Raw genomic sequence first — 13,648 nt, 5'->3', positions numbered from 1 at the left:
CAGATGACTCATTGTCACTCGTTCAGCGGCGGCCGAACGGGTTGTTCCTGGTCAGAGCCGGCAGCCGACCATCACGGGCTCGGCCTGCAGCCGCACGCCGAACGCCGCCAGCACGCCGTCGCGCACCTCGCGGGCGAGTTCCAGCAGGTCGGCGGTGGAGGCCTCGCCGCGGTTGGTCAGGGCCAGCGTGTGCTTGCCGGACAGCGACACCCGGCCGTCGGCGGCCAGGTGGCCCCGGCCGAAGCCGGCCCGTTCGATCAGCCACGCCGCCGACAGCTTGGTCCGCCCCGGACCGCCCGGGTACTGCGGCACCACCGCGTCCGCGCCGACCCGCTCCCCGATCTTGGCCAGCACGCCCGGCAGCTCCGCGTCGTCGACGATCGGGTTGGTGAAGAACGACCCCGCGCTCCACGTGTCGTGGTCGTCGGCGTCCAGCACCATGCCCTTGCCGCGACGCAGCTCCAGCACGGCCTGGCGGGCGTCCGCCACGGGCACCCGGGCCCCCAGCTCGACGCCGAGAACGCGGGCCAGTTCGGCGTACCGGATCGGGGCCGACCGGCCGCCGTCCTGCAGGGCGAAGCGCGCGCGCAGCACCACGGCGGAGTCGGTGCCCTTCAGCACGCTCGACCGGTAGGTCAGTCCCAGGTCCTCGGCCTGCACCTGGTGCACCCGGCCGCTGCGGCGGTCGAGCAGGTCGACGGAGGTCAGCAGGTCGGCGATCTCCACGCCGTACGCGCCGACGTTCTGCACCGGCGTCGCGCCGACCTGGCCGGGGATGCCGGACAGGCACTCCAGCCCGCCGAGGCCCTGCTCGACGGAGAACGCGACCGTGCGGTCCCAGTCCTCGCCGGCCTCGATGGTCAGCTCGACCCGCCCGTCGGCCAGCCGGTCGAACGACCGCCCCTCGGTCGCGATGTGCACGACCAGGCCCCCGAAGCCCTCGTCCGCGATCACCAGGTTGGAGCCGCCGCCGAGCACCAGCAGCGGCTCGCCGGCCTGGTCGGCGGCCCGCACCGCGTCGACGACGTCGGATGCGCTGGTGGCCGGCAGGAAACGGGCAGCCGGACCGCCCAGTCGCAGCGTCGTGTGCCCGCTCAGCGGGACGGACGTGCGAACCTCGGTGCTGGACAGGGGGGTGGTCACGGACGTCAACGGTAGCCTCCGCGACATGGCACGCCGCATTGAGCACCAGGCGACTACCCGGTGGACCGCCGACGAGGTCCACGCCGCCCTGGTGGATCCGACCTACCTGCGCGACCGCTTGAGCAAGCTCGGCGGCACCGACGCCACCCTGCTGGAGCACCAGGTCGACGGGGAGAAAGTGAGCCTGCGACTGCGGCACGGCGTGCCGGCCAGCGAGCTGCCGTCGGCGGTCCGAGCCTTCCTCAAGGGCGACCTCGTGATCGAGCGCACGGAGGAGTGGGACCGCAACGGCGACGGCGGCTGGCTGGGCCGCGTCCAGGCCGGCATCCCGGGTGTCCCAGGTCACATCAAGGGCGCGATGCGGCTGTCCGACGAGGCCGGCGGCGGCAGCACCATGCTGATGCGCGGCGAGGTGGCGGTGAACATCCCGTTCGTCGGCGGCAAGGTCGAGGAGGTCGTCTCCGGCCAGATCGTGAAGCTGCTGACCCGGGAGTTCGAGCACACCACCGAGTGGCTGGACACGCACCAGAACTGATGGCCAAGCAACCACGGCTGGCGGCCGGCCGCGCCCGCGCACTCGGGCTGCCGACCCGCGGCACCACCAACCCGAACCGGCTGCGCCGCGTCGACCGCTGGATGGTCGGCAACGCCGCCGTCAGGGAAGCGCTGGGGCCCGGAGCTCTGGTGGTGGACCTCGGCTACGGGGCGACGCCGGTGACGACCGTCGAGATGGCGGCGCGGCTCCGGGCCGTGCGCCCCGACCTTTGCATGGTCGGCCTTGAGCTGGATCAGGAACGGGTCGCGGCCGCCGAGCACGCCGCCGATCCGCCGCTGCTGACGTTCCGACGCGGCGGCTTCGAGCTCGCCGGTCTCCGCCCGGCGCTGGTGCGGGCGTTCAACGTGCTGCGGCAGTACTCGGAGGCCGACGCGTCGCAGGCGTGGGACGGCCTGCGCGGCCGGCTCGCGCCCGGCGGGCTGCTGGTCGAGGGCACGTGCGACGAGATCGGCCGGCGGTGCTGCTGGGTGCTGCTCGACGAGTCCGGCCCGCTGACGTTCACGATCGCGTGCAAGCCATCCGACATCGCGACCCCCTCGGACGTCGCCGAGCGCCTGCCCAAGGCCCTGATCCACCGCAACGTGCCGGGCGAACGGGTGCACGACCTGCTCACTGCCCTGGACGACTGCTGGGCGACCGCCGCGCCGTACGCGCCGTTCGGGCCTCGGGCCCGCTGGGTCGAGACATGCCGGCTGCTGGCCGGGCGTGGCTGGCCGGTGCTGGACGACCGCCGGCGCTGGCGGCTCGGTGAGATCACCCTGCCCTGGTCGGCGGTGGCGCCGGCGGGCTGACGTCCTGCCGGCGCCGGCCGCCGGCCGGTCGCTTCTGGCCTCCTTCACAGCCCCGTGATCTCTGTCAGAATCACGGGCTGTGTCCTCCACCGAACGCCGCTACGTGATCAGCCTCGGCTGCCCCGACCGCACCGGCATCGTCGCCAAGATCGCCGGCTTCCTGACGGAGTTCGGCGGATGGATCGTGGAGGCCGCCTACCACACGGATCCGACCACGAACTGGTTCTTCACCCGGCAGGAGGTGCTGGCCTCGTCGCTGCCGTTCGACGTGCGGGAGTTGTCCGCGCGGTTCGCGGGAGTGGCGCGGGAGCTGGGGCCGAGGGCGGACTGGCGGGTCACCGACACGGGTGAACGCAAGCGCGCGGTGATCCTCGTGTCGAAGGAGGGCCACTGCCTGTACGACCTGCTCGGCCGGGTGGCCTCCGGCGAGCTGGACGTGGACGTCACGTCGGTGATCGGCAACCACAAGGACCTCGCCGGCATCACGGAGGCGCACGGCATCCCGTTCCACCACGTTCCGTTCCCGGTCGGCGACCCGGAGAGCAAGGCGGGGGCGTTCGCCCAGCTGCGCCAGCTGGTGGACGGCCACCAGCCGCACGCCATCGTGCTGGCCCGGTTCATGCAGGTCCTGCCGAACGAGCTGTGCATGGCGTGGGCGGGCCGCGCGGTGAACATCCACCACAGTTTCCTGCCGTCCTTCGTCGGCGCGCGGCCGTACCACCAGGCCCACGCCCGCGGCGTGAAGCTGGTCGGCGCGACCTGCCACTACGTGACCGCCGAGCTGGACGCGGGGCCGATCATCGAGCAGGACGTGATCCGGGTCAGCCACAGCGACTCCGACCGGGACATGGTCCGCAAGGGCCGGGACATCGAGAAGATCGTGCTGGCCCGCGGGCTGCGCTGGCACCTGGAGGACCGGGTCCTGGTGCACGGCAACCGCACGGTCGTTTTTTGATCGGCGCGGGCTAGCCGGCGAGGCCCTCGATCACCTCGGCGCCGGCCAGCTTGGCCAGCAGGTCGCCGGGCACGAGCAGCTTGCCGCCGCGAATGCCGCTGCCGATGACCAGCTCGGGCGCGGCGGCCACGCGGGCGTCCAGCAGCAGCGGCCAGCCGGCGGGGAGTCCGATCGGCGTGATGCCGCCGTACTGCATGCCGGTCAGGCCGACGGCGTCGTCCATCGGCGCGAACGACGCCTTGCGGACGTCGAGGCGGCGCTTGACCACGCCGTTCACGTCGGCCCGCGTCGTCGCCAGCACCATGCACGCGGCGTGGCGCAGCTCGCCGGCGCGTTTGCCGGCGACGACCACGCAGTTCGCCGACGCCTCCAGCGGCGAGCCGTAGTGCTCGCAGAACGCCGCCGTGTCGGCCAGTTCGGGGTCGATCTCCGTCACGCCGATGCGGTCGACGTCGGCGGCGTCCATCGCCCGGATCGCGGCCAGCACCGGCTCGGCCACCAGTTCCGGCCGGGACAGGACGGGTTCCACGTGCAAGGTGCCGGCAATGCTCCACTGCGCCATGGCGTCACATTAGCCAGCGAAGAAGTCGACGAGCAGGGACCTGACCTCGCGACGATGCGTGAGCAGCGGCGCGGGCGAGTCGATGAGCTCCAGCCGGCCGTTCGGCAGCGCCGCCGCGACATCGCGGGCGACCTGCTCGGGATGCAGCGGATCGCCGACGGCGCCGATCACCAGCACCGACGCGCCGACGTTTCGCAGCAAAGCCGCGTCGTTCGTCGGCACCTGTTCCGGCAGCGTCCGGAGAGCGCCGCCGAGTCGGAGCAACGCGTCGACCCGGCTGGAAATGTGCTCCCCGACGGCAACGCCGTCCGGTACCTCGGCGGCGACCAACCGACGCAAGCCGTCCACGTCACCGGCCTCGACGGCGTCGGCGAGCTGCTCGAACGCCCACATCGCCGGCGTCGCGCGCGGCTTGTCCAACGCAGCTGGCAACAGCAGGGCGATGCGATCGAAGCGATCGGGCCGCCGGGTCAGCAACGCGGTCAGGCCGCCGGCTCCCATCGACACGCCGACCGCGCGCGTGGCATCGACCTCGTCGGCGACGCGCTCCAGATCCGCGCTGATCGTCCGGTACGTCCAGTAGCCGGCGGGCGCGTCCGCCGCGTCCCCGTGCGAGGGGAACGTGACGACAACTCTCGTGCCGGACAATCCGGATGCGGGGATGCGCGCCTCGCCGGGAGTCGCGCCGAGACCGGGCGCCACCAGCGTGACCGGCACATCCCGGCCGTGGCCCTGCCAGCGCAGACCACTCGGCAGCGAACCGGTCACCACCGGTTGCCGCGCTGGACCTCGTTCAGCTTCGGCCGCACGTCGACGATGTAGACCAGCACCGCGACCAGCGCCGCCATCCACAGGATGAAGGTGCTGCCCTGCGGGCGGAACAGGTAGAGCGCGGCCAGGCCGCCGCCGGTGATCAGCGACCAGGCCAGCTTGGTCATGCGGTCCGCCGCCGTGTAGGCGTCCGCGCGCTGGACCAGCGCATGCAGGAACGCGAAGGCGCCGACCGGCATGCCTGCGCACCAGATCGCGAACAGGATCCAGTAGTCGAGCCCGTACGTCACGAACCCACCCTACGTCCCGGAGGCGACACACGGGAATGCCGGGGCGCACCCGTCGTGGGCGTGCCCCGGCAGTCCTCGGTGAATCAGCTCTCGGTGGTCTCGGCCGGCTTCTCGGCGGCCGGCTTGCGCGGCGCGGAGGCCTTGTTGGCGGCCTTGCGGGTCACGCTGCGGGTCTCCGCGGCGACCTCGCCACCGGCGTCGACGACGGCCTCGGCGATGTTCTCGGCCGCGTCCTCGATGTCCTCGGCGGCCTTCTCGCCGGCCGAGCGGGTGCGGCGGGCGATGTTGCCCAGCACGTCGTCGGCGCGGTGCTGCAGGTCGCCGACCTGCTCCAGCACGACCTTGACCTGCGGCTGCTCACGCAGCTTCTCCAGCGTCTCCTCGCCGTGCTCGGCCAGGTAGCTGTACAGGTTGGAGGCGGCGGTGGTGTAGGTGTCGAGCAGCTTGCGCAGCTCGGACGGGTCCAGCTTCTCGCGCAGGCCCGGCAGGTCCTCGACGGCGCCGCGGGCGGCCTCGGCGCGCTCGTTGACCTGGGTGCGGGCCTTGGTCAGCGCCTCGGTCAGCGCCTTGCCGGCGAGGTCGCCGGCGCCGAGCGCGGCCAGCAGCGGCGTCTTGGCCTGCTCCAGGACGGCGGTCAGGGCGGCGGAGACCTGCTCGCCCGCCTTGCGGACGTCCTCGGTGGTGGGAAGGGTCGGCATCTGGATCACTCCTCGGTGTCCTCGGTTGCGTCGGCGGGGCGCTTGCTGGCGTTCTCCCGCCGAAAGGTCTCGTAGACGTCGAGCAGCACCTGTTTCTGCCGCTCGGTGAGCTCGGGGTCGGCCAGCACGGCGTCCACCACCGCGCCGCCGACGCGTTGCTCCAGGATTCCGGCCTGCACGTACAGTGCCTCGGCCGAGATCCGCAGCCCCTTGGCGATCTGTTGCAGGATCTCCGCGCTGGGCTTGCGCAGGCCCCGTTCGATCTGGCTCAGGTACGGGTTGGACACGCCGGCGAGCTTGGCCAGCTGGCGCAGCGAGATCTGCGCGTTGTTGCGCTGCTCGCGGATGTAGTCGCCGATGTCCCGCCCCAGGTCGGCGACCGCTTCCACGGCCTGGTCGACGCTGCTCTTCTTGTCCATCCCGCCTCCTTTCGCTCTCCACAGTACGTCCGCGTGCTAGCTGCTGCAAGCGCAGTGCTTGCACTTCTCGCGTGCTTGCTGTCACACCGGACTACCGTGGTGAGTTGTGCGCCCCGAACTCGAACGCCAGGCGCGCAGGCTCCGCGGCCACCTGGTGAACGAGCTGGTCGACGAGGGCCTGCCGCTCGATCCCGGCTGGCGCGCCGCGTTCGAGGAGGTGCCGCGGCACGCGTTCCTGCCGTGGCTGTTCGAACAGCGGCCCGACGGCGCGTGGACGCTGCTCACCGACGCCGACAAGGACTGGCTGCGGACCGTCTACCGCAACCGGGTCGCGATCACCCAGCTCGACGGCGACGAGTCGCGGCGCGAGGCCGCGCTGGCCGGGCCGGTGCGCGGCGTGCCGACCTGCTCCTCCAGCGAGCCGGCGATCATGGCGATCATGCTGGCCGCGCTGGAGGTGCGCGACGGCGACACGGTGCTGGAGATCGGCGCCGGCACCGGCTACAACGCCGCGCTGATGTGCCACCGGCTCGGCGACAACCGCGTCACCACCGTCGACGTCGACCCGGCGATCGCCGCCCGAGCGGCGGAACACCTTGCGGCGTGCGGATTCCACCCGACCTGCGTCGCCACCGACGGCGCGAAGGGCTATCCGGCCAACGCGCCGTACGACCGGGTGCTGTGCACCTGTTCCGTGTCGACGATTCCGTTGGCGTGGGTGGAACAAACCGCGCCCGGCGGGTACATCGTGACGACGTTGAACCGGCCGATCGGCGCCGGCCTGGTCAAGCTCACACCGGACGGCGAACGCCGTGCGACGGGCCGAGTGCTCGCCGACGACGGGCGGTTCATGCCGCTGCGGGCGCATCGCGGCCCACGCGTGAGCGAACTCGTCGACAGCGTGCGCGGCAGCCAAGCACCCGCGCGGCCTACCGAGTTGTCCTCGACGAAGCTGCTGCGGCCGTCGGACCGGTTCGAGTTCTTCGCGGGCTTGTCGCTGCCGCACGTGGTCGCGTGGTCGGGCGCGCGCGGCGAGACGTGGCTGGCGCATGCCGACGGCTCGTGGGCATGCTACGCGCGGCACAGCGTGCGCGAGGGTGGACCGCGTCGGCTGTGGAGCATCGCGGAAGCCACGCACGAGCAGTGGTTGGCGCTCGGCCGGCCGCCTCGCGAGCGCTTCGGGCTCACGGTCGGGCCGGACGGGCAGGAGTTCTGGCTGGACAGCCCGGAGTCGCCGGACAGGTGGCCGTTGGACTGACGCATATCGGTTACCGCCGTGCGGTGGGATGAGTAGCGTGTGTCCGGTGAAGATTTCGGTTTCCGCGGACATGCTCGACGGGATCGGCGCCGACATCGCCGAGGAGCTGCGCAAGCGTGGTCACGAGGTCCTCGTGCACGGTGCGCTCAGCGACGACGAGTCCAACGACTGGGCCCGGGCCAGCGAGGCCGCGGCCCGCGACGTCGCCGAGGGTCGCGCGGACCAGGGCGTGGTGTGCTGCTGGACCGGCACCGGCGCGTCCATCGCGGCGAACAAGGTCGCCGGCGTGCGGGCGGCGCTGTGCACCGACGCGTACACGGCACAGGGCGCGCGGCGCTGGAACGACGCCAACGTGTTGGCGCTGAGCCTGCGGATGACGTCGCTGCCACTGCTCGACGAGATCCTCGACGCGTGGTTCGCCGCCGACGTCACCGACGACGAGGACGACCTGGCCAGCATCGACCACGTGGCCAAGATTCGCTGAGAACACCGGGCCGACAACTCGGGCGTGCCTAACGATTCGGCATGCGAGGTGACGACGCGCCACGGCTTCCCGACGCGCGGTAACGGCCGGTCGGCCATGATGCAGGTGTGTCCATCTACCGGCAGCGTGCCGTCGTCGTCGCCTGTGTGCTGATCGCCGTGCTGGCGACGGTCGGCCTGGTGTGGACGCAGGACGGCGTCAACCCCACCACCTGGTTGGGCGCGGTGGTCGTGCTGTTCATCGTGTTGATCGGACTGCTCGACCCGTGGCTGCGGCATTCCGGCGCGACCGCGCCGAGCACCACCGCCCAGCTGACGGCGGCCACGCGGGCGCTGGCCACCGCGACGACCAGCCAGCTCAGGGTCGAGGCGGAGCAGCGCGAACTGCTCCGGCCCTGCCAGCTGAACGTGACGTGGTCGGCGGCGGCGCCGGAGCTGGCCGACCCGAAGTGCCAGCCGGCCGAGTTGTCCGGCTCCATCGACGAGCTGGTGCCGTGGTACCGGCGCCTGCCGAGCCGGCGCCTGGTCGTGCTCGGCCCGGCCGGCTCGGGCAAGACCTCGCTGGCGACGCTGCTGGCGCTCGGCCTGCTCGACGACGCGGCGCTGAACGACCCGCTGCCGCTCGTGCTTCCGTTGGGAGCGTGGAATCCGCGGGTCGATCTGCGCACCTGGATGACGCAGCGGCTGCGCGACGACTACCCGGCGCTGCGCAACATCGAGCTGTACGGCAGCTACGCCGCCGACCTGCTCATCGAGCAGCGCCGCATCCTGCCGATCCTGGACGCCTTCGACGAGGTCCCGGCCAACCTCCGGATCTCGGCGCTGCAAGGCATCGACCGCGCGATGCCGCCGGCCACGCCGGTGGTGTTGACGTCTCGCCGGCGCGCGTACACGTCGACCGTGGCGAAGACCGGCCCCCTGCGCAACGCGCACGTCGTCGAGCTGGAGCCCGTCGCCGAGGAGACGCTGGCGGAGGTGATCCGCGGCAGTTCGAGCCGGGTCGGGGCATCGCGCTGGGAGCCGCTGCTGCTGCAGCTCCGGCACGACCCGAACGGGCCGCTGGCGGCGGCGCTGAGCAGTCCGCTGATGGTGTGGCTGACCCGGACCAAGTACGCGGACGTCGCCACCAATCCGACCGAACTGCTCGACCCCAACCGCTTTCCCGACCGCGCGACGATCGAGGAGTTCCTGCTCGACGAGCTGGTGCCGACGCTCTTCCCGGAGGAGGACGCCGAACACCTGCCGATGACGTCGGACCACTGGCAGCCGGAGCAGGCCAAGCAGTGGCTGGAGTTCCTCGCCGCACGCATGCAGCAGCGGGAACTGCCGTGGTGGGAATTGCGCCGGCTGGTGCACCGCTACTGGCTGACCGTTCTCGGCGCCATCTCGTTGGGGCTGCTCACGGCGCTGAGCGTCGGCATGATGGTCGCGCTGGTGAACAAGTTGAACGTGTTGGACGTCGCCTCCTGGACCGGGGCCAGCGCCGGCTGCCTGGTCAGCGTGGGGACGTTGGTCAACGCGACGTCCAAGGGCCGCAACGCCTCGGCGTCGATGCGGTTCGGCGCCGCGCGCAGCATGCTGGTGGTGAGCCTGGTCAGCGGCACCGCGGTCGGCCTGGTCTTCGGCGCGATGTTCGGCGCGGATCCCGGTCTGATCTCCGGGCTGAGCGTGGCGATCGCGACGGCGCTGCGGTTCTCCCTCGGCAGCCCGGTGGAGCTGAGCCGGCCGCCGAGCCCGGAGGCGACGATGGCGCGGGATCGCGCGCTGGTCGGCCTGATCTGCCTCGTGTTCGGCGTCGGCGTCGGTTCCGCCGCGGCGCTGCTGTTCGGCGCCGGCCGGACCGGCATGGTGTGGCTGGGCTTCAGTTCCGGCGCGATCCTCGGCTTCGTGCTCGCGGTGATGTCACGCAACTGGTGGTGGTTCACGGTCGCGCGGACGTGGCTGGCCATGCGTGGTCGAGTGCCGTACCGACTGCTCGAATTCCTTGAGGACGCGCACAAGCTGGGCATCCTGCGCCAGGTCGGCGCCCGCTACCAGTTCCGGCATGCCCGGATCCAGGACCACCTGGCCAAGGACTCGGCGCACAAGCCCTGAAGGGGCCGCGGACGGCCCCCTTCAGGCTTCACTCGTCGCGCAGGCCCTCGGCGTTGGCGGCGCGCCACAGCGACGGCAGCGTGCACCCGGTGCTCACCAGGACCGCGACCACGGCCGTGGCCACGAACACCGCGATGGTGCCCCAGTCGAACGCGATCGGTTGCCGCGTGACGTAGAGCAGCAGGCCGGCCAGCACCAGACCCGACACCACGGCGACGACCACCGCGACCGCGATCGGCACGGTCGTCTGCCACAGCAGCGACCTCGCCAGCACGAACCGCTGGACGCCGTTGGCGGTGAGCACGGCCAGCGCCCGGCGCCGTTCGCGGATCTGCTCCAGCGCCACCACCAGCAGGCTGCCCGCCGCCATCAGCAACGTGATCACCGAGCCGATCAGCACCACCCGTCCGATCAACAGGAAGGTGCTGGTCGACGCGGACACCGCCGCATACGCGTTCGCGTTCCACCCGAACGGCACCAGGGCATTGCGCACGTACTCGACGAACGTGTCGTCCTGCCGCCGCGGTTGCACATATGCGTTCACGTCGACCACCGGCGCGCCGACACCGGCCAGCGCCGCGGGCGTGGCGAAGACGGCGTCACCGAAGCCGGCCAGCCCCTGCACCGGGCGCACGGATGCCGGCGCTGTCCAAGGCACCAACGTCGGTGGCTGCCCAGGTGCGTACGACGTGAGAGTGACGCGCTGCCCGGCGGCCAGCGCGACACCGTGATCGCCGGAAGTGACGAAGACATCGCCGTCCTGACACGGCCCGACCGCGGCTCGCTGCCGCAGATCGTCACAACCGCCGATGTACATGGTGATGTGACCGCCGTCGGCCCTCTCCACGCTGGTGGTGACATCCGAGTCGACCTTGGCCGTGCCGTTCAGCTTGCGCAACGCGGGCGCGATGGCCAGCGCACGGGTGAGGTCGGTGTCCTGCATGCTCACGGACACCGACGGCGGCGGCACATTGTCCGGCTGATAGCGGTTCTCGGCGGGGATGAACAACGTCTGCAACGCGATCGCGCCGGCGAGCACCACCGCGACGCCGCCGACCACCCGGGCCGCCGTGCCGCTGTCCAGCTGCAGCCGCCTGATCGCCAGCTGCCACGCGGGCGACCCGCCGCCCAGCTTCGACACCACGCGTTCGACGATCCAGGGCAGCACCAACGGAACCGAGCAGAGCAGCAGCACGATGCCGGCCATGACCGGCAGCTGTGAGTTGCCGTCCAGCGCCTCGCCGAGCCGGCCACCCTGACTGGCCAGCAACGCGATCCCGAGCACCGGCGGCGCCAACCGCCACCACAGCCGGCGGCGCTGGTTGCGGGCCCGTCGCACCACACCCAACGGCTCGATCACGATGCGCCGCAAGGAGAACACCGCGATCGCGACCGCGAACACCGGCACCGCGACGACGACCAGCGCGGCGAGTGTCCAATCGGGACGGATGTCCTCGGCGTACATGCCGCCGTTCAACGCCGGGGCGCTGATGCCCGGCACGAGCGCTCGACCGGCCAGGAAGAGTCCCACACCGACACCGAGCCCGACCAGTGCGCCGACGAAGGCCTCACCCGCCGCGATCCGCCGCACCTGTTCGCTGTCCGCGCCGACCAGTCGCAGCGCCGCCAGCCGGCGATCCCTTGCCGCGGCGGCAAGTCTGGTGCTGGTCGCGATGAACACGACCACCGGGACGAGCAGCGCGGCCGAGCCGAGCACGATCAGCAGCCACAGCAACCCGTCCAGGGTCCGCGGCGAGCTGGGCCGGCCGAACCGCTGCACCTCGACCGCTCCGGACTGCCCCGACACGTTCGGCACGCCGACGTAGAAGAACAGCTCGTGCGGACCTTCCAGCCCCGACGGACCTATGGTCCCGACGACGCGTTCGGGGAACCGGGGCCGCAGCAGTTCACCGGCTTTGGAGTTCAGCAACTCCGACAGCGCCGGTGAAAGCACAACCTCGCCGACATCGGGCAGCCGGTCGACACCGGGCGGCAGCGGCGCGTTCGGACCGGTCTTCTGCACGATGACCCCGGCGAGGTCGTGGTCGGCGAACATGCTGTAGCGCGAGGCTGCGTAGACCGGGTCGGTGCCCGGCACGGCCGGCTGTTTCTCCGTGTCGTCACGGGGAATGCCTCGCTCGTAGCCGCGATCGTCCCGCGCCTGCAGGATGTGGCTCACCGAGGTCGCGGCCAGCAGCACGGTCACACCCATGCCGACGCCGATCGCGGTCAGCGCCAGCCGACCCCAGCCCGCGCGGCCGCCGCCGATCGCCAGGCGTACGCCCAACATCAGGTCGCCCCACCAGCGGAACGCCCGGTTGATCAGACTTCGTTGGGGCCGCGGTCGCAGTTCGGTCACCGAGCCAGCTCCACCTGACGGGACTTGCCGTCCCGCACGACGACCTCACGGTCCGAGTAGGCCGCGACGCGCGCCTCGTGCGTCACCAGGACCACCGCGGCCGTCGTCTCCTTGGCCGCGCTGACCAGCAGCTTCATCACGCGCTCACCGTTGAGGGAGTCCAGGGCGCCGGTCGGCTCGTCGGCGAAGACCACCTTCGGCCCGGTGACCAGGGCCCGTGCCACCGCGACGCGCTGCCCCTGGCCGCCGGAGGTCTCGCCCGGCCGCTTGCCGGCGACGTCGGCGACCTGCAGCCGTTCCAGCCACTCCGTCGCGGCCTTCTCGGCCTCGCGGCGGCGGATCCCGCCCAGCCGCAGCGGCAGCGCCACGTTCTCCAAGCACGTCAGCTCCGGGACGAGCTGGCCGAACTGGAAGACGAAACCGAACTCGGTGCGGCGAAGCTCGCTCCGTTCGACGTCGGGCAGCGAACTCAGCTCGGCGCCGCGGTAGGACACCGTGCCGCTGTCCGGACGGAGAATGCCGGCCAGGCAGTGCAGCAGCGTCGACTTGCCCGAGCCGGACGGCCCCATCACGGCGACCACCTCGCCCGGCCAGATGCTGATGCCGGCGCCGTCCAGCGCCGGCGTCGGCCCGAACGACTTGTGCAGGTCCACCGCTTCCAGCAGCGGCGCGCCCCCGGTGTCCGCGCTCATCGCCGAACCTCCTCCGTGAGCTGGTCGAGCCGGGCCGCGGTGAGTTCGAGCCAGCGCAGGTCGGCTTCCAGATGGAACAAAGCGTGGTCGCAGATGAGCTGGTCCGCGAGATCACCGGCCAGCTTGCGACGGGTCAGGGCCCGCATCGTCTCCAGGTGGGCCGAGCGCTGGACGTCGAGGACCTCGGCGGCGCTGCGGCCGGACATCAGCGCCAGCACCACCTTCGTGTACAGGGTGCTGTGCAGGTACGGCTCCGGGCGCTCCGGCGTGACCAGCCAGTCGCGGACGTCCGTGACGCCCGCCGACGTGATCGCGTAGCGCTTGCGCTCGGGCCCTTCGCCGGCCTCCACCCCGTCCACCTCGACCAGGCCGTCGCGCAGCAGGCGGGACAGGGTCGAGTACACCTGGCCGTAGTGCAGCGGCCGGTCCTGTCCGAAGTGCTCGTCGTAGGCCCGCTTGAGGTCGTAGCCGTGGCGCGGCCCCGTCTCCAACAGGCCCAGCAGGGTGAGTCCGATCGACATGCCGGCAACTGTACCTCGGGTGTATACCCTTGGTCTATACACCCAGAGTATATGGC

The 13,648-nt window shown here is 71.7% G+C and carries 15 protein-coding genes; 6 read left to right on the top strand and 9 right to left on the bottom strand.

Features of this window, described 5'->3' with window-relative positions:
- Positions 1-51: 51 nt before the first annotated feature.
- Positions 52-1,182, bottom strand: a complete 1,131-nt coding sequence (locus BJ998_RS21125) for a UDP-N-acetylmuramate dehydrogenase (protein ID WP_184864166.1) — start codon at positions 1,180-1,182, stop codon at positions 52-54.
- Here BJ998_RS21125 and BJ998_RS21120 point away from each other — a divergent pair.
- From BJ998_RS21120 to purU, 3 genes are all read left to right on the top strand, one after another.
- Positions 1,169-1,678 (top strand): DUF2505 domain-containing protein, encoded by a 510-nt coding sequence (locus tag BJ998_RS21120; protein WP_184864165.1) that lies wholly within the window; start codon positions 1,169-1,171, stop codon positions 1,676-1,678. The genes BJ998_RS21125 and BJ998_RS21120 overlap by 14 nt on opposite strands.
- Entirely contained in the window at positions 1,678-2,490 is an 813-nt protein-coding gene (locus BJ998_RS21115) for a class I SAM-dependent methyltransferase (protein ID WP_184864163.1), read from the top strand. Before BJ998_RS21120 ends, BJ998_RS21115 begins: the two co-directional genes overlap by 1 nt.
- Before the next feature lie 79 nt (positions 2,491-2,569).
- The gene (purU, locus tag BJ998_RS21110) at positions 2,570-3,445 is read left to right on the top strand and encodes a formyltetrahydrofolate deformylase (protein ID WP_184864161.1); all 876 of its coding nucleotides are present in this window, start codon (positions 2,570-2,572) and stop codon (positions 3,443-3,445) included.
- Between the two features lie 10 nt (positions 3,446-3,455).
- Here purU and BJ998_RS21105 read toward each other — a convergent pair whose 3' ends face one another.
- The 5 genes from BJ998_RS21105 to BJ998_RS21085 all read right to left on the bottom strand — a co-directional run bounded on the left by BJ998_RS21105 (position 3,456) and on the right by BJ998_RS21085 (position 6,185).
- Positions 3,456-4,007, bottom strand: coding sequence for a YbaK/EbsC family protein (locus BJ998_RS21105; protein ID WP_184864159.1), 552 nt, complete (start codon positions 4,005-4,007; stop codon positions 3,456-3,458).
- A gap of 9 nt (positions 4,008-4,016) precedes the next feature.
- Positions 4,017-4,775: an alpha/beta fold hydrolase gene (locus BJ998_RS21100; RefSeq protein ID WP_184864158.1), complete on the bottom strand. Its 759-nt coding sequence runs from the start codon at positions 4,773-4,775 to the stop codon at positions 4,017-4,019.
- Positions 4,772-5,068, bottom strand: a complete 297-nt coding sequence (locus BJ998_RS21095) for a DUF2516 family protein (RefSeq protein WP_312890256.1) — start codon at positions 5,066-5,068, stop codon at positions 4,772-4,774. The genes BJ998_RS21100 and BJ998_RS21095 overlap by 4 nt, the downstream gene beginning before the upstream one ends.
- 83 nt (positions 5,069-5,151) lie before the next feature.
- Positions 5,152-5,766 carry a hypothetical protein gene (locus BJ998_RS21090; protein ID WP_184864156.1) on the bottom strand — a complete coding sequence of 205 codons (615 nt, stop codon included), beginning with the start codon at positions 5,764-5,766 and terminating at the stop codon, positions 5,152-5,154.
- A 5-nt stretch (positions 5,767-5,771) separates the two neighbouring features.
- Positions 5,772-6,185, bottom strand: a complete 414-nt coding sequence (locus tag BJ998_RS21085) for a helix-turn-helix domain-containing protein (protein WP_184864154.1) — start codon at positions 6,183-6,185, stop codon at positions 5,772-5,774.
- Between the two features lie 106 nt (positions 6,186-6,291).
- On the opposite strand from BJ998_RS21085, the gene tgmC reads away from it, so the two are divergent.
- The 3 genes from tgmC (at position 6,292) to BJ998_RS21070 (ending at position 10,020) form a co-directional block, all read left to right on the top strand.
- Positions 6,292-7,443 carry an ATP-grasp peptide maturase system methyltransferase gene (gene tgmC, locus BJ998_RS21080; protein WP_184864152.1) on the top strand — a complete coding sequence of 384 codons (1,152 nt, stop codon included), beginning with the start codon at positions 6,292-6,294 and terminating at the stop codon, positions 7,441-7,443.
- 46 nt (positions 7,444-7,489) lie between these two features.
- Positions 7,490-7,927 (top strand): RpiB/LacA/LacB family sugar-phosphate isomerase, encoded by a 438-nt coding sequence (locus BJ998_RS21075; RefSeq protein WP_184864150.1) that lies wholly within the window; start codon positions 7,490-7,492, stop codon positions 7,925-7,927.
- Between the two features lie 107 nt (positions 7,928-8,034).
- Positions 8,035-10,020 carry an NACHT domain-containing protein gene (locus BJ998_RS21070; protein ID WP_184864148.1) on the top strand — a complete coding sequence of 662 codons (1,986 nt, stop codon included), beginning with the start codon at positions 8,035-8,037 and terminating at the stop codon, positions 10,018-10,020.
- 28 nt (positions 10,021-10,048) lie between these two features.
- Here the strand turns inward: BJ998_RS21070 and BJ998_RS21065 are convergent, their stop codons facing one another.
- The 3 genes from BJ998_RS21065 to BJ998_RS21055 are packed head-to-tail and all read right to left on the bottom strand — an operon-like array spanning position 10,049 to position 13,592.
- The gene (locus tag BJ998_RS21065; protein WP_184864146.1) at positions 10,049-12,379 is read right to left on the bottom strand and encodes an FtsX-like permease family protein; all 2,331 of its coding nucleotides are present in this window, start codon (positions 12,377-12,379) and stop codon (positions 10,049-10,051) included.
- Complete coding sequence (locus tag BJ998_RS21060) at positions 12,376-13,071, bottom strand: ABC transporter ATP-binding protein (RefSeq protein ID WP_184864144.1); 696 nt, start codon at positions 13,069-13,071, stop codon at positions 12,376-12,378. Before BJ998_RS21060 ends, BJ998_RS21065 begins: the two co-directional genes overlap by 4 nt.
- Positions 13,068-13,592: a PadR family transcriptional regulator gene (locus BJ998_RS21055; RefSeq protein WP_184864142.1), complete on the bottom strand. Its 525-nt coding sequence runs from the start codon at positions 13,590-13,592 to the stop codon at positions 13,068-13,070. Before BJ998_RS21055 ends, BJ998_RS21060 begins: the two co-directional genes overlap by 4 nt.
- Positions 13,593-13,648 lie beyond the last annotated feature (56 nt).

It is taken from the genome of Kutzneria kofuensis (assembly GCF_014203355.1).
GTDB lineage: Bacteria > Actinomycetota > Actinomycetes > Mycobacteriales > Pseudonocardiaceae > Kutzneria > Kutzneria kofuensis.
This window is presented reverse-complemented; position numbering and strand designations above follow the sequence as displayed.

Excerpts from the sequence above, each read along its gene's own strand:
- BJ998_RS21120 (WP_184864165.1), top strand. The coding sequence starts at position 1,169 with ATGGCACGCCGCATTGAGCACCAGGCGACTACCCGGTGGACCGCCGAC.
- BJ998_RS21125 (WP_184864166.1), bottom strand. The coding sequence starts at position 1,182 with ATGCGGCGTGCCATGTCGCGGAGGCTACCGTTGACGTCCGTGACCACC.
- BJ998_RS21115 (WP_184864163.1), top strand. The coding sequence starts at position 1,678 with ATGGCCAAGCAACCACGGCTGGCGGCCGGCCGCGCCCGCGCACTCGGG.
- BJ998_RS21105 (WP_184864159.1), bottom strand. The coding sequence starts at position 4,007 with ATGGCGCAGTGGAGCATTGCCGGCACCTTGCACGTGGAACCCGTCCTG.
- BJ998_RS21090 (WP_184864156.1), bottom strand. The coding sequence starts at position 5,766 with ATGCCGACCCTTCCCACCACCGAGGACGTCCGCAAGGCGGGCGAGCAG.
- BJ998_RS21085 (WP_184864154.1), bottom strand. The coding sequence starts at position 6,185 with ATGGACAAGAAGAGCAGCGTCGACCAGGCCGTGGAAGCGGTCGCCGAC.
- BJ998_RS21060 (WP_184864144.1), bottom strand. The coding sequence starts at position 13,071 with ATGAGCGCGGACACCGGGGGCGCGCCGCTGCTGGAAGCGGTGGACCTG.
- BJ998_RS21055 (WP_184864142.1), bottom strand. The coding sequence starts at position 13,592 with ATGTCGATCGGACTCACCCTGCTGGGCCTGTTGGAGACGGGGCCGCGC.